The sequence below is a fragment of the Pseudomonas sp. HN11 genome (genome assembly GCF_021390155.1).
GTDB lineage: Bacteria > Pseudomonadota > Gammaproteobacteria > Pseudomonadales > Pseudomonadaceae > Aquipseudomonas.
In genome coordinates, this window is record NZ_CP089985.1 from 5,266,651 (window position 1) to 5,285,000 (window position 18,350).

General features: G+C 60.4%; 11 protein-coding genes and 2 rRNA genes (1 of these 13 running past the window's edge). 3 read left to right on the forward strand and 10 right to left on the reverse strand.

Annotation, left to right across the window (positions count from 1 at the left end; genetic code table 11):
* Positions 1–11: 11 nt before the first annotated feature.
* Positions 12–356 carry a cupin domain-containing protein gene (locus tag LVW35_RS24160; protein ID WP_015885872.1) on the forward strand — a complete coding sequence of 115 codons (345 nt, stop codon included), beginning with the start codon at positions 12–14 and terminating at the stop codon, positions 354–356.
* A gap of 48 nt (positions 357–404) precedes the next feature.
* On the opposite strand, the gene mmsB is transcribed toward LVW35_RS24160, so the two are convergent.
* Together mmsB and LVW35_RS24170 are read right to left on the reverse strand one after the other, a co-directional pair.
* Positions 405–1,292: a 3-hydroxyisobutyrate dehydrogenase gene (gene mmsB, locus LVW35_RS24165; RefSeq protein WP_233892340.1), complete on the reverse strand. Its 888-nt coding sequence runs from the start codon at positions 1,290–1,292 to the stop codon at positions 405–407.
* Positions 1,293–1,307: 15 nt separating this feature from the next.
* Positions 1,308–2,825, reverse strand: a complete 1,518-nt coding sequence (locus tag LVW35_RS24170; protein WP_233892341.1) for a CoA-acylating methylmalonate-semialdehyde dehydrogenase — start codon at positions 2,823–2,825, stop codon at positions 1,308–1,310.
* A 132-nt stretch (positions 2,826–2,957) separates the two neighbouring features.
* On the opposite strand from LVW35_RS24170, the gene LVW35_RS24175 reads away from it, so the two are divergent.
* Positions 2,958–3,905 (forward strand): LysR family transcriptional regulator, encoded by a 948-nt coding sequence (locus tag LVW35_RS24175; protein ID WP_028617937.1) that lies wholly within the window; start codon positions 2,958–2,960, stop codon positions 3,903–3,905.
* 325 nt (positions 3,906–4,230) lie between these two features.
* Positions 4,231–4,521, forward strand: a complete 291-nt coding sequence (locus LVW35_RS24180; RefSeq protein WP_233892342.1) for a DUF3077 domain-containing protein — start codon at positions 4,231–4,233, stop codon at positions 4,519–4,521.
* Between the two features lie 159 nt (positions 4,522–4,680).
* Here LVW35_RS24180 and LVW35_RS24185 read toward each other — a convergent pair whose 3' ends face one another.
* From LVW35_RS24185 to LVW35_RS24220, 8 genes are all read right to left on the reverse strand, one after another.
* Complete coding sequence (locus LVW35_RS24185) at positions 4,681–5,172, reverse strand: OmpA family protein (protein WP_175486726.1); 492 nt, start codon at positions 5,170–5,172, stop codon at positions 4,681–4,683.
* Between the two features lie 4 nt (positions 5,173–5,176).
* The gene (locus LVW35_RS24190; protein ID WP_233892343.1) at positions 5,177–6,439 is read right to left on the reverse strand and encodes a diguanylate cyclase domain-containing protein; all 1,263 of its coding nucleotides are present in this window, start codon (positions 6,437–6,439) and stop codon (positions 5,177–5,179) included.
* Complete coding sequence (locus LVW35_RS24195; RefSeq protein ID WP_233892344.1) at positions 6,436–7,002, reverse strand: YfiR family protein; 567 nt, start codon at positions 7,000–7,002, stop codon at positions 6,436–6,438. Before LVW35_RS24195 ends, LVW35_RS24190 begins: the two co-directional genes overlap by 4 nt.
* A 12-nt stretch (positions 7,003–7,014) precedes the next feature.
* Positions 7,015–9,120 (reverse strand): exodeoxyribonuclease V subunit alpha, encoded by a 2,106-nt coding sequence (gene recD / locus LVW35_RS24200; protein WP_233892345.1) that lies wholly within the window; start codon positions 9,118–9,120, stop codon positions 7,015–7,017.
* Positions 9,117–12,791 (reverse strand): exodeoxyribonuclease V subunit beta, encoded by a 3,675-nt coding sequence (gene recB, locus LVW35_RS24205; RefSeq protein ID WP_233892346.1) that lies wholly within the window; start codon positions 12,789–12,791, stop codon positions 9,117–9,119. Before recB ends, recD begins: the two co-directional genes overlap by 4 nt.
* Positions 12,788–16,240, reverse strand: coding sequence for an exodeoxyribonuclease V subunit gamma (gene recC / locus LVW35_RS24210; RefSeq protein WP_233892347.1), 3,453 nt, complete (start codon positions 16,238–16,240; stop codon positions 12,788–12,790). Before recC ends, recB begins: the two co-directional genes overlap by 4 nt.
* A gap of 143 nt (positions 16,241–16,383) precedes the next feature.
* Positions 16,384–16,499: ribosomal RNA gene (gene rrf, locus LVW35_RS24215) — 5S ribosomal RNA — on the reverse strand.
* Between the two features lie 157 nt (positions 16,500–16,656).
* Positions 16,657–18,350: ribosomal RNA gene (locus LVW35_RS24220) — 23S ribosomal RNA — on the reverse strand; it runs 1,198 nt beyond the window's last position.

Below are 18,350 nucleotides of genomic sequence, written 5' to 3' on the forward strand. Positions count from 1 at the left end.
CTGGAGACGTCATGTCCAAGCCCATCACCGTACTGCGCGACACCCATCCCCTGCCGGTCCTGGACGCCTGCAAATGGGAAAAACTCGAAGGCGATCCGCACACCGTCAACCTCAACGCCTACACCAGCGAAGACGGCAGCAAGATCATGGGCACCTGGATCTGCACACCGGGCAAGTGGTATGTGGACTACGTGAAGTGGGAATACTGCCACTTCCAGGAAGGCTACTGCATCATCACCCCGGAAGGCATGGAGCCGATTCACCTGCGGGCTGGGGATATCTTTGTGGTGGAACCGGGGATGAAGGGGACGTGGGAAGTGGTGGAGACAGTGCGTAAGTATTTTGTGTTTGCTTGAGCCGCAAAAACCCGGGAGCCCACTATTGGCAGGCTCCCGGAAACGCCCCTACTTGGGCTTGCGATAGCTGTTGATGATCGCCGAGAAGTCCTTGCCCCCTTCCCCACGCTGGCTCATCGATTGATACAACTGCTGGGCCACAGCGCCCAGAATCACGGGTTGCTTGGCCTGACGCGCCGCTTCGGTGGCCAGGCCCAAATCCTTGAGCATCAGGTCGGCACCGAACCCACCGGTGTAACCCCGCGACGACGGTGCGGTTTCAATCACGCCCGGCCATGGGTTGTAGGTGTCGGAACTCCAGCAGCGTCCGGTCGAGCTGTTGATGATGCCGGCCAGTACCTGGGTGTCGATGCCCAGAGCATCACCCAAGGCCATGGCCTCACTGACGCCGACCATGCTGATCCCCAACAGCAGGTTGTTGCAGATCTTGGCGATTTGCCCCGTGCCCACATCACCGCAGTGCACGATGTTACGGCCCATCTGCGCCAGCACCGGTTGCAGGGTGGCGAACAGTTCCGGGGTGGCGCCGACCATGAAGGTCAGCGTCCCTGCTGCGGCGCCACCGGTGCCGCCGGAGACCGGGGCGTCTGCAACGACTACACCTTGCTTGGCCGCCGCAGCCGCTACGTCGCGGATGGTTTGCGGGTCGATGGTGCTGCAATCCACAGCCGGTACGCCTTTGCCGATGCCGGCGAGTACACCATCTTCATTCAGCCACACGCTGCGCACATGCGCCGCCGCCGGCAGCATGGTAATCACCAGCTCAGCGTCTTTCGCCGCATCGCGTGGTGAATCGCTGACAGTGCCACCCAGTTCGGCCAACTCCTTGAGCACCGCCTGGTTCAGGTCAAACAGGTTCAGCGCATGGCCGGCCTTGATCAGGTTGCGGGCCATGGGAGCGCCCATGTTGCCCAAGCCGATAAATGCAATCTTCATGGTCGTCTCCCGGAATCAGCGCAGGTTGATGGTGGTGTTGACGCCATCGTTGACCGTGTCGTCGTCAAACCAGCGGCTGGTGACGGTTTTGGTCTGGGTGTAGAACTGCACCACTTGCTTGCCGTATGGGCCGAGGTCGCCAAGCTTGGAACCACGCGAACCGGTGAAGCTGAAGAAAGGGACCGGCACCGGGATCGGGATGTTGATGCCCACTTGGCCTACATCGATCTCGCTCTGGAACTTGCGCGCCGCCGCGCCACTTTGGGTGAACAGGCCGGTGCCGTTGCCGAACGGGTTGGCGTTGACCAGTGCGATGGCCTGGTCGAGGGTGTCGACTTCCAGCACCACCAGCACGGGGCCGAAGATTTCCTCGGTGTAGATGCGCATATCAGTGGTCACGCCCGAGAACAGGGTCGGGCCGACGAAGTTGCCTTGCTCGAAGCCCGGCACCTTGATGTCGCGGCCATCCAGCTCCAGCTTGGCGCCCTCTTTCACGCCGCTCTCGATGAGTTCCAGGATACGTGCCTTGGCGCGCTTGGAAATCACCGGGCCCACATCGGTACCGGCTTCGCTGCCTGCGTTGACCTTGAGCTTTTGCGCCAGTGCTTTCAGGTCCGGCAGCCATTGCTTGGACGCGCCCACCAGCACCACCACCGAGGTCGCCATGCAACGCTGGCCCGCCGCGCCAAAACCGGCGCCGACCAGGGCATTGAGGGTGTGTTCGCGGTTGGCATCCGGCAGCACCACGGCGTGGTTCTTGGCGCCCATCATCGACTGCACACGCTTGCCGTGTTTGCCGGCCAAGTCGTAGACGTGAGTGCCCACGGCGGTCGAACCCACGAAGGACACGGCCTTGATGTTTTTATGGGTGCACAGCGCATCCACCACATCCTTGCCGCCGTGCACCACGTTGAGCACGCCAGCCGGCACGCCAGCTTCCAGCGCCAGCTCCACCAACAGCATCGTCGACAACGGGTCCTGCTCGGACGGTTTAAGGACGAAGGTGTTACCGCAAGCAATCGCCATCGGGAACATCCACAGCGGAATCATCGCCGGGAAGTTGAACGGGGTGATGCCCGCGCACACGCCGATGGGTTGGCGAAGGGTGTAGGTGTCGACGCCACCGGCGACGTTCTCGGCGAATTCGCCCATTTGCAGGGTGCCGATGGAACAGGCGTGTTCCACCACTTCCAGGCCACGGAAAATATCGCCTTCGGCATCGGCAATGGTCTTGCCCTGCTCGTTGCTGAGCACCACGGCAATGCGCTTGGAATGTTCGCGGATCAAGGCTTGTAGCTTGAGCATGATGCGCATGCGCGCGCCGATCGGCGTCAGCTTCCAGGTCTGGAAGGCGCGGTGGGCAGCGTCGATGGCAGCGTTGACTTCATCGGCAGTAGCGAACGGGACTTTGGCCAGCACCTCTTGGGTGGCCGGGTTGACGATGTCTTGCCACTCGGTGGTCTTGGACTCGACCCACTCACCGTTGATCAGCAACTTGACCTGTTGCACGGAAATATCGGCAGATGCGTTCATGTGGTCTCCAATTCTTATTTATATGCAGAGAACCAAGGCGTTGAATCGCCTTGAAGAATGAGGCGTTCGGACTGTATTTGGAGTATAGATGTGCAAATCTCTAATAAGAACGCACATAAAAGCCGGACCAATATGCAAAAAAACATTACGTCCCTGGGCTCCCTGAACTGGGATGACCTGAAGTTTTTCCTCGAAGTGGCCCGCACCCGCAAAGCCAGCGTGGCCGCCAAACGCCTGGCGGTGGACTACACCACCGTGTCGCGGCGCATCAGTTCATTGGAAGTGTCACTCGGTACGCTGCTGTTCGAAAAATCCCGGACCAACGGCTTTGTGCTCACCACCGAAGGCCAGCGTTTGCTGGGCTATGCCGAGTCCATCGAAAGCACCCTGCACATGGCCTGCGAGCAAGTTTCCGGCTCCGGCGTGGCCCTGTCCGGCCACGTGCGCATGGGCTGCACCGAAGGGTTCGGCAGCTTCTTCGTCACCCCGCAACTGAGCCACTTCGTCGACACCTACCCGGCCATCTCGGTCGACATCCTGCCCCTGCCCCACTTCATTAGCCTGTCCAAACGCGAAGCCGACATCGTCATCGCCCTGGAACGCCCGGAACACGGGCCGTATGTGTGCTGCAAACTGTGCGACTACAAATTGCAGCTGTACGCGACCCAGGAGTACCTGGACCAGCACCCACCGATCCGCAAACCGGCGGACTTGGCCGAGCATCCGTTTATCAGTTATGTGGATGATTTGGCGTTCAGCTCGGAGTTGCTGTACCTGGCAAACGTAGTGCCCGGCGCCAGCGCCAGCCTGCGCAGTACCAGCGTGATCGCGCAGTACGTGGCGGCGCAGCAGGGCCGGTCGATGGCGATATTGCCGTGCTTTCTCGCTGCGCAGGATCCGCGGTTGTTGCCGGTGCTGGGGGAGCAGATTTCCATCACTCGCCAGTTCTGGATGTATTGCCGGGAGGATCTGAGGAAGTTGAAGCGGATTACGTTGTTGTGGGACTACATCCGGGAGGTGACGGAGCAGAATCAGGGGTTGTTGATGGGGGAGACACGAGAGATCAGGTTCGCGGATTAAAGGGCCATCAACGATGATTCGCTTTAATTTGCAGGACGTTTCCTAGAGACTCTCTACCCCATTGCGCCTTACCGTTTGGGTCACTAGCCTCCTGACTTCGCTGCTCATCAGCGATCGGGTTTAGCGATCCGGATTCATGAGGCACCGCTTCCAACAGTATTAGCTGGCTCTCGCTAGCTTTTAGCGTTTTATGGCGGCTGTGTGCGGGAGACCTTGAGTCTACCCGGGGTCTCTCAACCCGGATCGCTAACCTGCACACAGCTGCCACCCTTTTCATGTTTAGCGATGTGATGTGGCGGCTCTACTTCAGCAGAGAGCAATCATCATGAGCAAAATCGTCCCCGATCCACCGCTTTCCTCCATCACCACCCTCGGCGTCGTCACCTTCGGGGACTACGGCGAAAACGAAAAACCCCTGTTCCGCCTCAACGCCGGCATGCCCATTGAGGAAGCGTTAGAGCACGCTTCCACCCTGCTTTTCTACTCCAAGAAACTCGCGATGGAAGCCGCCATGGATGTGCGCGGCGAGCAATACGCGTGGGCCGCGCATTACCTGTGTGAGATGGGCAAAGCCGTGGTTGATGACCTGACGCAAGCAATGACGCCAAGCCGTTAAGCGCAGACTTTAGCAAGCACACCGCAAAAACCCACTGTGGGGCTGGCTTGCCTGCGATGGCTGTGTGTCAGCCAGTACATCCGGTACTTCACACCGCTATCGCAGGCAAGCCAGCTCCCACAGTTGATTGGGTTTCACATTGAGATTGGCGGGACGGGGTCAGTCCGCAATCACCACAATCGACACCCGCCGATTCTCTGTGCGTCCTGCCGCCGTATCGTTGGAGGCCACCGGCTCGCTGCTGCCCAACCCGCGCAGTTGGATGTTTTCTTCCTTCATGCCCACACCGGTCAACACCGCCGCCACGCTTTTCGCACGGCGCAGGGACAGTTGCTGGTTGTAGGTTTCCTTACCCGACGCATCGGTGTGGCCGTCGACGCGTACGCGTTCGATGCCAACGCCCAGCAGGGCCTTGCCGATGCGTTGGACGATGTCGGTGCTGGGTTGGTTGAGGGTTTCAACGTCGCTGCCGAACAGCACTTTGCCGGACAGGCCGAATGCCCAGCCTTCGTCGGTCAATTCGAAGCCTTGTTGCTTGAGGACGGCCACTTGCGCTGGGGTCAGGCCTTTGGGGGGCGGCGTCTGGCAGCCGCCGAGGGCGAGCAGGGCTACCAGCAGGGTGATAAACATGAAACGCGCGGTCGTGAACAAGGGGTCAACTCCTGTGTTGAACGTTGACGACGGAATTCTCCGACTCCGCCGTTTGCTGGCCGCCCGAGGACAAACGCTTGGCCTGGTACATCGCCGCGTCGGCGGCATTGAGCAAGGTGCCAGGGGTGGCGCCATGATCGGGGTAGATCGCAATGCCGATACTGAGGGAGGTCAATACCTGGGTGTTACCAGGCACGGGGATGGGCAGGTCCATGCTGGCGATGATCTTGTCGGCGATACGCTCGGCATCTTGCGCCTTGTGCAACGGCGCCAGCAGGATGGCGAACTCATCGCCGCCCAGACGCGCCATCAGGTCGTCTTCACGCAATTGCGCACGCACACGTTCGGCGACGGCCACAAGAACGGCATCGCCGGCGGCATGGCCAAAGCTGTCGTTGATCTCTTTGAAGCGGTCGCTGTCGAGGTACAGCACCGCCACCTGTTCTTTGGCCTTGGCCGCGCTGCGCAGGGCGCGGATCAAACGGCCTTCGAAGAAGGCGCGGTTGGGCAGGCCGGTGAGGCTGTCGTGGTTGGCTTGGTGGGCGAGGGATTCGTTTTCGCTTTGCAGATGGCTTTGCCAGGCTTCCATCTCGCCGAGCAAGGCATTGAAGTCGCTGCCCAGGCTGTCGAGTTCGGCGATCCGCGCCGGTGGCACGCGGCGGTCGAAGTCGCGTTCGCTGCGGGCCGCGTGGGCCACGGCGGCGAGGCTTTGCAGCGGGCCGGTTATGCCGCGCAACAAGCGTCGCGCCAGATGCAGGGCCACCCACGCGCTGAGGGCGGTGCAGATGAGGATCCCGGCCAGGCCGCTGAGCAGGAAGCGCAGCAGGCTACCGCCGTGGCCGGTGAGGTGAATGCTGCCGATGGCTTTGCCTTGATGCAGGATCGGCTGGCTGATGGGTTGCTCGAGCAGGGTATGTGCCAGCTCCAGCTCGACTCGCGAGAGCATGCCGGTTTCCGGACGTATCCACTTCGCCAACAGCTTGCCACTGGCATCGAAGACCTCAGCCTCGGCCACTTCTTCGGTGGAGGCGATCAGGCTGAGGGCTTCAGTGGCCGCCGCGCTATCGTTGAACACCACCGCGGCTTCCACGGTGTAGTTGATAGAGCGTGCGATCAGGTGCAGGTTGTGTTCGGCATAGACGCGCAGCGCCAGTACACCGAGCAAGGTCAGTGAGACGCTGGCCAGAGTCACGGCCACCAGCGCCAGAATCAGGTGCCCTCGGCCAATGACCGAGCGCAGGGTCGGTCGCACTTTATCGACCGTCATGACGCGGATGCTCGGCGACGTGACAACTGCAGCACACTGGGGTGAATGCGCACGCCGCTGCGGGCGACGGAGTCGAGGTTGACCTCAAACGACACCTGCTCATCGCTCACTCGCAGGCAGAACAGACTGCCCACCGTGCATTGGTCGCCAACTTCGCTGATGCTCAGTACCGGATGGCCGATTAACGACGTGAACAACTGGCTGCGCTCATCGGCACTGAGTTTGCCGATATACACGGCGTCGCACGCATTGACGATATCGGGATGGCTGGCCAGCAGGCGTCGCACCACCACTGGGCGGCCGGTGGCCTGTGTGGTGCCCTTGATCAGGTCGTCGGTGTATTGAGTCGGGCCGACGATGCACAGGCGCAATTGCGCAGGTTCTACCGGCCAGCGCGCATAACTGAGGATACCGAGTACCACTTGGGTAACCGCCTGGGCGCGGGCCTCGGCAGGGCTGGGCGCCTGGGCAAATGCACCCGACGCGAACACACACAAAACCGCCACAAGCAGCAGTTGTCTCCAGCTAAAACTACGCTCTGCAGGCGAGACAGCCACGTTCATGCAGCGATTCTCTCAGATGTTTTCAGGGTGATGCCGCAACGATAGCACAGCGTCAGAAATGTCTGACTCCTGACCCAACTCCAGCATCAACCCACTCAACCGCTTGACCTTGCGCCTTACGGCTTCTTCAAACACGCCGCCTCGGGGCTCGATCAGGCTGAACCAGCGCTTGGCCCGGGTGATGCCGGTATAGATCAACTCTTTGGTGAGCACCGGGTTCAATGCGTCCGGCAGGATCAGCGCAGTGTGAGTGAACTCCGAGCCCTGGGATTTGTGCACGGTCATGGCGTACACGGTTTCCACATCGTTCAGACGACTGGGCAGCACAAATCGCACACCGCCCTGGCCGTCGTTACGTGGGAAGGCCACGCGCAGCACCTGCGGGCCGCCGTCGCTTTCGGGCAATTTCAGCGCGATGCCGATATCGCCGTTCATCAGGCCCAGGCCGTAGTCGTTGCGGGTCATCAGTACCGGGCGACCTTCGTACCATTGCTCGTCGCCTTCGATCAGCCCCACTTTGCGCAGGGCCGCGGTGATGCGCAGGTTCAGGCCTTCCACGCCCCAGGGGCCTTTGCGTACCGCGCAGAGCAGTTGGAACGCGTCGAAGGCTTGCAGCAGTTGTTTTGCCCAATGGGTCCAGGCGGCACTTTCACGCGGGGTATCAAGTGACGGACGGGCGCTTTGCAGCAGGTTGAGGTAATAGCGATAACCTTGGGCGCCGTCGCCCTGCCCATCCAGCACCAGACGCTCCAGTGCAGGGTCGTGCTCGCCCTTGAGGCTGACGCAGAACAGGTCGCTATGGCTGTGCGCCGCCAGCAGCTTGCGCGCCTCTTCGGCATTTTGTTGATTGACCCAACGCGCCAGTTGGCCGATACCACTGCCTTCGCCGAAACGTCGCGAGTAACGCAGCATCACCACTTGCTGGGCCAACGGGTGGCTGGCGTCGAGGTCTTCCTGCAGGCCGCTGGCGCTGAGGTCTTCACCGCTGACGGCTTGCAGCCATTGGCGGGTCTCGGCGCTATAGAAACCGGCTTCGGCGTCGCGGCACAAATCACCGAGGACCGCGCCCGCCTCTACCGACGCGAGTTGGTCCTTGTCACCCAGCAGTACCAAGCGTGCATGGGGCGGCAAGGCATCGAGCAGGTTGGCCATCATTTCCAGATCGATCATCGAGGCTTCGTCCACCACCAGCACATCCAGAGGTAGCGGATTGCCGAGGTGATGACGAAAATGCCGCGTGCCTGGGCGACTGCCGAGCAAGCGGTGGACAGTGGTGACCTGAGTCGGGATTTTTTCCTTTACGCTGTCCGGCACTTTCAGCGACAGCACTTGTTGGCTGATGGACTCGGTGAGGCGTGCGGCGGCTTTACCGGTGGGCGCGGCCAGGCGAATGCGCAACGGGCTGCCGGTTTCCACGGCCGGCGCCTGCAACAGCGCGAGCAGGCGCACCACGGTGGTGGTCTTGCCGGTACCGGGGCCCCCGGTGACGATGCTGAATGCACCCCGAGTGGCCAGGGCGCAGGCCAGTTTTTGCCAGTCGATCACGCCGTCGGGCGGCGGTTGGTCGAACAAACTGTTCAGGCGCTGCGGTAAATCGGCGACGACGCTTTCCTGAGTGGCGAGCCGCAGGCGCAATGCGGTATCGATACGCCGCTCGTAGGTCCAGTAGCGGCGCAGGTACAGGCGTTTGCCGGATAGGACCAGCGGGCGGCTTTGGGCGGACTCGCTGCCATCGACCGCCAGCGCGACCAGGTGGCTGGCGGCCAGCGCGTGGCACCAGTGGGCGCCGTCGAGGCCGTCGAGCAACTGCGACGGCAGCAGCATGGCGCCGGTTTGCAGATCGCCTTCCGGCGGCAACGACAGAGCGAAGTCGGGTGCCTTGAGGGTTTCGAACAGGTCAAGGCAGACGTGGCCATGGCCCAATTGATGGCTGGTCAGCGCCGCGGCGAGCAGCACCAGCGGGTCGGCCTGTGGATCAAGCTCGTGCAGGAAGCCGACGAAGGCTTTGTCCAGGGCACGCAACCAACCGCGATCCACCCAACGCTCCAGCAATTGCAACAGGTCGGCGGCGCGGCTGAGGGGCGTCAGTTCCTCCAGCGGTAGCGGCGACAGGCTCATAACAACACTCCTTGTTCCCAGGCGGGCTCAACCTTGGGCGGGATGGGCTTGCCCTGGAACAGCAGGTCCAGGCCTTCGATCAGCTCCCGTGGCGGCCGGGTGAAATACGCCCCCTGGCTCGCGGATTGCGTGCCACGCAGGAAAATATACAGCGCACCGCCGACGTGGCGGTCGTAGTCGTAGTCCGGCAGGCGCGCCTTGAGCTGGCGGTGCAGGGCAAGCAGGTAGAGCACGTATTGCAGGTCGTACCGATGATCGAGGATCGACTGTTCCATGGCATCGACGGTGTAGGCCGACTCGTCGGGGCCCAGCCAGTTGGATTTGTAATCAGCCACGTAATAGCGACCGTCATGTTCAAAGGTCAAATCGATGAAGCCCTTGAACATACCATTGAGCAGCACAGGCTCGGCGGCGACGCGGGAAACGCCGTGGTGGGTGTATTGGCAGACCAGCTTGTCGAGGGCGAGTACGTCGACCTTGTGGCTGGCAAACCAGAATTCCATCTCGATCTGGTACTGCTGCAAAGCGCTGAGGGAAACGTGACCGTTATCCACAGGCAATGGCGTTTGCAGCAGGTGACCGAGCCAACTGCTGAGGGTGATGATCCAGCCTTCCCAGTTGCGTCGGTTGCAGCGAGCACCCACGGCTTTTTCGATCGCCTCGGGCGTGACGTTGAAACCCTCTTCTCCAGCCCATTCCAGCAGGCCATGCAGGAAGGTCCCTGGGTTAGGGCCGCGTGGGAAACGGTGAATGTCGCCGCCGGCCGCCGCCACTTCGCGCGGTGCGTCGGGGTCGAGACGTTCGTCATCGAACAGCTTCTGGGCCTGTGGGCTTTCCGGTGCTTCGAGAGCGGCGGCGCTCATGCTGTCGCCAATGCGCAAGGCACTGTAGGAGGCAATCCACCAGTTTTCCGCGGCCTTGCGCTTGGGCAGCAAGGGCGCCCGCAGCGTGGCTTCGTTGCGCGGTGGGTGGAAAAGGATGTCTTGTGCTTCGGGTACCTGGGCGTAGTTGATTGCGCTGCAACCTTCTTGAAGGTCCAAGAGCCAGCGCGCCAAGCCGGCGGACTCACCCAACGATGCGCCTGCGCCGAGCAAATAGCCCAGTGCCGACAGGTGCAGTACGGTGCTGTTGGTGTTGCCACGCTTGAGGTCCGCGATACCCAGCCAGCACGCATGCTTGGCGCGGGTCAGGGCTACGTAGAACAGGCGCAGGTCTTCGGCCAGGCGCTCATTGTCGGCCTGAGCGATCAGCTCAGGCGTAGGGCGCAGGCTGACTTGGGATCTGCCGTGGTCATCATGGTAGTGAAGCGGCAATCGGCTGCCATCCACGGGTTTGGCAGAGCAAATGAACGGCAGGAAAACCAGATCGTATTCCAGGCCTTTGGATTTGTGGATAGTCACCACTTTGACCAGTTGCTCATCACTTTCCAGGCGCAGGATCTGTTCCTCGCCCGCCTGCCCCGAGAGTGCCAGGTGCTCGGCCAGATGGCGGATCAGTGCCTGCTCGCCATCCAGTTCCGATGCCGCCTGTTGCAGCAGTTCGCTGAGGTGCAGCAGGTTGGTCAGCACACGCTCACCGTCACTGCGTGCGATCAGGGTTTGCGGCAGCTTGAAGTCGTGCAGCAGGCGACGCAGCATCGGCAGCACGCCTTGGGTGCGCCAGATCGCGCGGTAGCCACGGAACTGCATGACACGACTTTCCCACGCCAGTTCGTCCTGGTTCAGACGCTCCAGTTCCGGCAGTGACTGGTTCAGGGTGACGCAGGCCAAAGCGGCGCGCAGCGGGCGCTCGACATCCGGCTCGGCGCAGGCCTTGAGCCAGGCCAGCAAGTCGTGGGCTTCCTGGGCGGCGAAGACCGAGTCCTTGTCGGACAGGTAAACGCTGCGAACGCCACGGACGGCTAATGCAGCACGCACGGCCTGGGCTTCCTTGCCGTCGCGCACGAGGATGGCGATGTCTGACGGAAGCACACCTTTGAAGTTGCCGTCCGGTTGCAGGAAACCTGCGCTGCCTTGCTGCCCGCCGTTGAGCAATTCAACTATTTGCGTGGCACAGGCGGCCGCCAATTGCTGACGATAAAGCACATTGGAAACCGGCTGGTCGGTGGGTAGGTGCCAGAGGTTCATCGCAGGGAGCGTTTGGCCATCGACCTGCAATTGCTCTTTACGGCCCTGGGACAGCACCAAGTGGAACGGCACCGGGTTTTCACCATCAGGCTCGCGGAACAGGAATGCACCACGGCCCGTTTCCGCACGCTGAAACACGTGGTTCACCGCCTCGACCATCGCGTGGCTGGAGCGGAAGTTGGTGCCCAACGTATGGTGGCGGCCGGTGGTGGACTGGCGGGCGCGCAGGTAGGTATAGATGTCGGCGCCCCGGAAGGCATAGATCGCTTGTTTGGGGTCGCCAATCAGGAACAGACCACTGTCGAGGTGGTTTTCTTCGATGCGGTAGATGCTGTCGAAGATGCTGTATTGAACCGGGTCGGTGTCCTGGAACTCGTCGATCAAGGCCACCGGAAATTGCTCGCGGATCACACTGGCCAGGCGATCACCGCCGTCGGCTTGCAGAGCGGCGTTGAGGCGGATGAGCATGTCGTCGAAGCCCATTTCGGCGCGTCGGCGTTTTTCTTCTTCGAAGCGTTTGCCCACCCAGCCGGCGGCGTGTTGCAACACCGCGGCGTCGGGGGTTGGCAGCGCATCAAGCGCCGCCTTGAGGCCAGCCATGGCGTCGATACCGGGATGCTGAGGTGGCTCGCCTTTCCAGGCTTCGGCCATGCCCTCGGGTGTGAGGCGGGTGAAGCCGGTGCCAATATCCAGTTGTTCAAGGGTTTCGTCGGCGGCCCAGGCGCTGATCTTTTCGAACCAGGGTTCGAAGTAGCGGGCTTGCATCTTGCGCCCGTCTACGGCCTTGGCGGCCACGGCTTGCAGGCAGATGTCGCGCAGCTCAGTGGCCCATTGCTGCCAAGGCGCCTTGATGGTCGTCAGTGCTTCGCGGCGCTCTTGCAAGCAAGCCGTGATCAATTCTGCGGGTTCGCGGGTTTCGTCCGTCGGTCGTTCGCTGCCGAACAGCGCGCGTACTCGCGGCATCAACGCAGCGGGGCCACCCCAGTGACTGCGCACCCAGTTGAGTGCGTCGTCATGCATTGGGTAGCAGAACAGCCGCCAGTAGTCGCGCAGCACTTCGCCGAGCAGGTCGCTGTGATCGGTTTCCAGGGTCTGAGTAAACAGGCTGCCGCTGTCGAAGGCATGCTCACGCAGCATGCGCTGGCACCAACTGTGGATCGTTGAGACAGCGGCTTCGTCCATCCACTGGGCGGCGATGTCCAGGCGGTTGGCGCAGGCGGGCCATTGTTCGAGTGGGTACTCATCGCGTAGATCAGCGATCAGAACGTCGGGCTGTTCGATTTCTTCGCGAAAGAAGCGTGCGGCTTCGGCCAGGCGGATGCGGATGCGTTCGCGCAGTTCTTTGGTGGCGGCATCGGTGAAGGTCACCACCAGGATTTGCGGCGGCAGCAGTTCGCGGCCGAAGGCTGATTCCTCACCACCGTGGCCGAGGACCAGGCGCAGGTAGAGGGCGGAGATGGTGAAAGTCTTGCCCGTGCCGGCGCTGGCTTCAATCAGCTGGCTGCCTTTGAGCGGGAACGCCAGGGCCAAGGGTTTGTTGGTCATGCACCGGCCTCCTCACCTGTGAGTGATCGCCACGGCGCGTTGAGCAGCGGGCGATACAGGGTTTCGCACCAACCTTCGAATTCTTCGCTGGCGATCAGAGCGGCGTAGTCGGGGAACTGACGGGTGAATGCCGGGGTTTCGCGGCGCTCGCCATCGGTGGTCAAGCCATCGCCTTCGTAGGCTTTGCTGGCAGCCGCCTGGGCCTTGGCAGGATCAGTTTGGCCGAGCCAGGCAAAAGCCGTCTTGACGGCGACGGGCAACGGTTTGCTCATTCCTGTGTGCCAGGCCAACAGCAGGTGACCGAGTATTTCTTGAGCATTGGCTTTATCCAGAGGCGGCAGCAGCAGGGTGTCATCGCTGGCCACCAAGCCGGTGCTCAGTGGCAGGCCGCAGGCGCAGGCAACCACGTGATTGACCCAGGGGCGAATCAGGCGATGCCACTTACGGGTCTTGATCGAGCCGATGCTGTTGGGGATGGTGGTGACGCTGAGCAACCCGCCATCACTGCGTCGGTGCAGACCACTGATCCAGCCTTCCAATTGAACGCCATGATGCTCAAAACTGACTGGTTCGGCGACGGGGTGCGGGATGGGCCAAAGGGCCAGTAATTGCTGGTAGCGTCGCAGCAGATCGGGCAAGGGCTCGATCAGTTCGTTGCGCAGGCACTCACCGAAACCCACCATCGGCAACAGGCCACTGCCTTGCAGGCGCAAAGCCTGGGCGTTCAGCGCGTGATCAAGGTGATCGGGTTGGGTGAGTGCGGCGCTGAGCAGGCTATCGCTCAGGCTGTAGCGCTGCAGTGCGTCGAGAACGAAGGGCTCTTCGTCAGCCAACGGCACCTCGGCGGCCTCGAAGAACACTTTCAGGCGCTGGCTGAAGAAGTGTTTGACCGGGTTGCGCAGGAAGTCTTGAAGCTGGCCGAGGCTCAGAGGTTCGTCCTGTTGATGCGAGGTGAGTTCGTTTTCTTTTGAGATTGCATCCGGTTTTTCGTGCAGCAATTGCCATTCACGGGCGTAGCTGAACAGCACGTCGCCCTCATGGAAATAGCGGGCGCTGAACGGTTGCAACGGGTGTTCTTGTGTCATGGCTTCGATCAGCGGTTCGTCGCTGTTGGCATGATGCCAGCCGCTGGCGAGATGGTCGCGAAGCTGGCCTATCAACACTGAGGCCGGGCGATCGCTGTTGTCGCGGATGCTGCGGCCCACCCAACTTATGTACAACTGGTCACGGGCAGACAGTAGCGCTTCGAGCAGCAGATAGCGGTCGTCTTCACGCCGTGAGCGGTCGCCGGGGCGGTAGTCGCTGCCCATCAGGTCGAAGTCCAGCGGGGGTTGGGCGCGCGGATAGTCGCCGTCGTTCATGCCGAGCAGGCAAACAAGCTTGAATGGAATCGCACGCATCGGCATCAAAGTACAGAAATTGACAGCTCCGGCCAGAAAACGCTGGGACAGTCGCCCCTGGTCCAGACCTGCAAGCCAGGCTTCGCGGACGACGGTGAGAGGTAACTCGTCCTGCAGGCCGACAGATTCGCAGGTTTCCAGCCAGGTCTCCCTGAGTTGTTCGAGTTGGCCCAGCAGGTAGTCATCGTGTTCGCTGCTGGGTAGGAAGAACAGTTGCGTCAGGTGTTGCAGGCGCTCGCCCCATTCCGCCGGAGCAGCAGGTAGCGACAGTGCTTGATGTGCGTCGTTGAGTGCGTCAAGCAAAGCGACCAAAGGGCCGATGAGTGCTGCATCAAGGCCACCGATTTCGTCGTAGGGCTCGATACCGTCACACGCGGTGCCGGTGCCTACGGCGTAACCGAGCAACATACGGCGCAGGCCGAAACGCCAGCTGTTTTGTTCCAGCTCCGCTGGCAGGCCAAGACCGGCACGTTGGTCTGCGTTGAGCCCCCAACGGATGCCGGCGCCTTCGATCCAGCGATGCAGCGTGGGCAGGTCTCGCTCCTTGATAGCGAAGCGTTCGCGCAGGGCCGGCACGTCGAGCAGGTCGAGGATCTCACTGACCGGGAAGCGGCTGTCGGGCAGCTTCAGCAGGTGTTCGACGGCGATGAGCAGCGGGTCGCGGCCACGTTGGCCTTGGTCGGTCAGGGTGAACGGGATAAAGCGTGGGTCATTGCGTTCGAGTTGCCCGAACACGGCGCGAATGTGCGGCGCGTAGCTGTCGACATCCGGGACCATGACGATGATGTCCCGGGGGCGCAACGTGGGGTCGGCACTGAAGCGTTGGAGCAATTGGTCGTGGAGAATTTCCACTTCGCGCTGGGCGCTGTGGGCGATGTGGAAGCGGATGGAGGTATCACGTTCCAGCTCGACGGCAGGCCATAGCTCGCGGGTTTCATTGAGTGGACGCAGTTCGAGGATATCGTCCTGGAGCTGGTTGAGCAGTGTGGTGGGTTCGCTGTCGCTGAACAGGTCAATGCGACCATCGCGGAATGCTGCGCGATAGCTATTGGGGTCGTCGTAGCTGTCCAGCAGGCTGATGTAGTCACGGCCTTGTTTGCCCCAGGCGGCCAGTAGCGGGTGGGCGTGCTGGTGCAGGGTTTGTGGATCGATGGTGACCGGCATGCCGACTTTCCGCGCTTGGCGTTTGTATTCGTTACGCAGCAGGTCTTTGTCAGCGACGATGTCGGACCAATGGTGGCGACAGGGGTTGTGTACGCAGAGCAGGACTTGGCTGAATCGCGCGAGGCCGGCCAGGGCTTCAAGCGCCTGTGCGGGTAATGATGAGATTCCGAAAACGATGACTCGGGATGGCAGCCCCTCGGGTGCTTTCTCAAGTTTATTGATGCGTTCGATAAAGCGCTGGTGAACGCCGGCACGGCTTTCGGCCATGCCTTCTTCACCTACATCCAACAACAGTGCTCGCCACAATTCGGCTTGCCAGCAGTTGGCCGGGTTGAGGGGTTTGGATTCGCCTCGCCCGTTGCGCAGCTGGTGGCGGCCGGCAGCCCAGTCTTCGAGCCAATCGGCGCGGTAGACCTGATATTGGTCGAACAGGTCAGCCAGGCGCTCAGCGAGTTGGTAGCGTTTGCGCAAATCGGTGTCGTGGGTGAGAAAACGTTGTAGCGGTTCGAAATGGGGTTGATTGATAAGCTCCGGGAGCAGGCGCATGAGGCGCCAGGTCAGAGGGGCTTTATCGAGCAGGGACTTGGGCGGAATTTCATTTTTTCCCAATACCATGCGGTAGAGTTGCCACATAAAGCTGCCGGGAAGTTGAACATCGATGGCGGCGGCGATACCGCAACCACCCATGTCGTCTTCTTGCGGGTCTTCAGCCAAGGCCAGCTTGAGCCATTGGGCGATGCCGTTGCTTTGTACCAGGGCAATTTCGTTTTCCAGGGGCGCCAGCGGGTAGCGGCGCATCCAGCTGACCACCAGGCTGCGCAGTTCGTCCAGGCGGTTGCCGTGAACCACCATGAATCCAGCACTGAGGGACGTCGCATCCGGCATAACGGCTTCCTTGGGAAAAGCAAAAATCGAGGGTGCGACTTTAGCACTGTGGGCAGTTTTTGGCGGAATTGGGATGTTAGCTGTCTTTCGCCCGCCCAAAACAAAACCCCATCTGCTTTCGCAAATGGGGTTTCGGAATTTAATCTTGACGATGACCTACTCTCACATGGGGAAACCCCACACTACCATCGGCGATGCATCGTTTCACTGCTGAGTTCGGGATGGGATCAGGTGGTTCCAATGCTCTATGGTCGTCAAGAAATTCGGGTACTGAGTCGTGACCTGTTGGCCTCGCTTCAGCAAATTGGGTATGTGACAGCATTCGGTGTTTTGTGAGATTCGAACTTTCGGTTCATTTCGTCTTCACACACCGCAATCTGATGCTCGTTAGAGTAATCAAATTGCTTGGGTGTTATATGGTCAAGCCTCACGGGCAATTAGTATTGGTTAGCTCAACGCCTCACAGCGCTTACACACCCAACCTATCAACGTCGTAGTCTTCGACGGCCCTTCAGGGAACTCAAGGTTCCAGTGAGATCTCATCTTGAGGCTAGTTTCCCGCTTAGATGCTTTCAGCGGTTATCTATTCCGAACATAGCTACCCGGCAATGCCACTGGCGTGACAACCGGAACACCAGAGGTTCGTCCACTCCGGTCCTCTCGTACTAGGAGCAGCCCCTCTCAAATCTCAAACGTCCACGGCAGATAGGGACCGAACTGTCTCACGACGTTCTAAACCCAGCTCGCGTACCACTTTAAATGGCGAACAGCCATACCCTTGGGACCGGCTTCAGCCCCAGGATGTGATGAGCCGACATCGAGGTGCCAAACACCGCCGTCGATATGAACTCTTGGGCGGTATCAGCCTGTTATCCCCGGAGTACCTTTTATCCGTTGAGCGATGGCCCTTCCATACAGAACCACCGGATCACTAAGACCTACTTTCGTACCTGCTCGACGTGTCTGTCTCGCAGTCAAGCGCGCTTTTGCCTTTATACTCTACGACCGATTTCCGACCGGTCTGAGCGCACCTTCGTACTCCTCCGTTACTCTTTAGGAGGAGACCGCCCCAGTCAAACTACCCACCATACACTGTCCTCGATCCGGATAACGGACCTGAGTTAGAACCTCAAAGTTGCCAGGGTGGTATTTCAAGGATGGCTCCACGCAGACTGGCGTCCACGCTTCAAAGCCTCCCACCTATCCTACACAAGCAAATTCAAAGTCCAGTGCAAAGCTATAGTAAAGGTTCACGGGGTCTTTCCGTCTAGCCGCGGATACACTGCATCTTCACAGCGATTTCAATTTCACTGAGTCTCGGGTGGAGACAGCGCCGCCATCGTTACGCCATTCGTGCAGGTCGGAACTTACCCGACAAGGAATTTCGCTACCTTAGGACCGTTATAGTTACGGCCGCCGTTTACCGGGGCTTCGATCAAGAGCTTCGCGTTAGCTAACCCCATCAATTAACCTTCCGGCACCGGGCAGGCGTCACACCCTATACGTCCACTTTCGTGTTTGCAGAGTGCTGTGTTTTTAATAAACAGTCGCAGCGGCCTGGTATCTTCGACCGGCATGAGCTTACGGAGCAAGTCCTTCACCCTCACCGGCGCACCTTCTCCCGAAGTTACGGTGCCATTTTGCCTAGTTCCTTCACCCGAGTTCTCTCAAGCGCCTTGGTATTCTCTACCCAACCACCTGTGTCGGTTTGGGGTACGGTTCCTGGTTACCTGAAGCTTAGAAGCTTTTCTTGGAAGCATGGCATCAACCACTTCGTTAACTAAAAGTTAACTCGTCATCAGCTCTCGGCCTTAAGATCCCGGATTTACCTAAGATCTCAGCCTACCACCTTAAACTTGGACAACCAACGCCAAGCTGGCCTAGCCTTCTCCGTCCCTCCATCGCAATAACCAGAAGTACAGGAATATTAACCTGTTTTCCATCGACTACGCTTTTCAGCCTCGCCTTAGGGACCGACTAACCCTGCGTCGATTAACGTTGCGCAGGAAACCTTGGTCTTTCGGCGTGGGTGTTTTTCACACCCATTGTCGTTACTCATGTCAGCATTCGCACTTCTGATACCTCCAGCAAGCTTCTCAACTCACCTTCA

Excerpts from the sequence above, each read along its gene's own strand:
- LVW35_RS24160 (WP_015885872.1), top strand. The coding sequence starts at position 12 with ATGTCCAAGCCCATCACCGTACTGCGCGACACCCATCCCCTGCCGGTC.
- mmsB (WP_233892340.1), bottom strand. The coding sequence starts at position 1,292 with ATGAAGATTGCATTTATCGGCTTGGGCAACATGGGCGCTCCCATGGCC.
- LVW35_RS24170 (WP_233892341.1), bottom strand. The coding sequence starts at position 2,825 with ATGAACGCATCTGCCGATATTTCCGTGCAACAGGTCAAGTTGCTGATC.
- LVW35_RS24175 (WP_028617937.1), top strand. The coding sequence starts at position 2,958 with ATGCAAAAAAACATTACGTCCCTGGGCTCCCTGAACTGGGATGACCTG.
- LVW35_RS24180 (WP_233892342.1), top strand. The coding sequence starts at position 4,231 with ATGAGCAAAATCGTCCCCGATCCACCGCTTTCCTCCATCACCACCCTC.
- LVW35_RS24190 (WP_233892343.1), bottom strand. The coding sequence starts at position 6,439 with ATGACGGTCGATAAAGTGCGACCGACCCTGCGCTCGGTCATTGGCCGA.
- LVW35_RS24195 (WP_233892344.1), bottom strand. The coding sequence starts at position 7,002 with ATGAACGTGGCTGTCTCGCCTGCAGAGCGTAGTTTTAGCTGGAGACAA.
- recD (WP_233892345.1), bottom strand. The coding sequence starts at position 9,120 with ATGAGCCTGTCGCCGCTACCGCTGGAGGAACTGACGCCCCTCAGCCGC.
- recB (WP_233892346.1), bottom strand. The coding sequence starts at position 12,791 with ATGACCAACAAACCCTTGGCCCTGGCGTTCCCGCTCAAAGGCAGCCAG.
- recC (WP_233892347.1), bottom strand. The coding sequence starts at position 16,240 with ATGCCGGATGCGACGTCCCTCAGTGCTGGATTCATGGTGGTTCACGGC.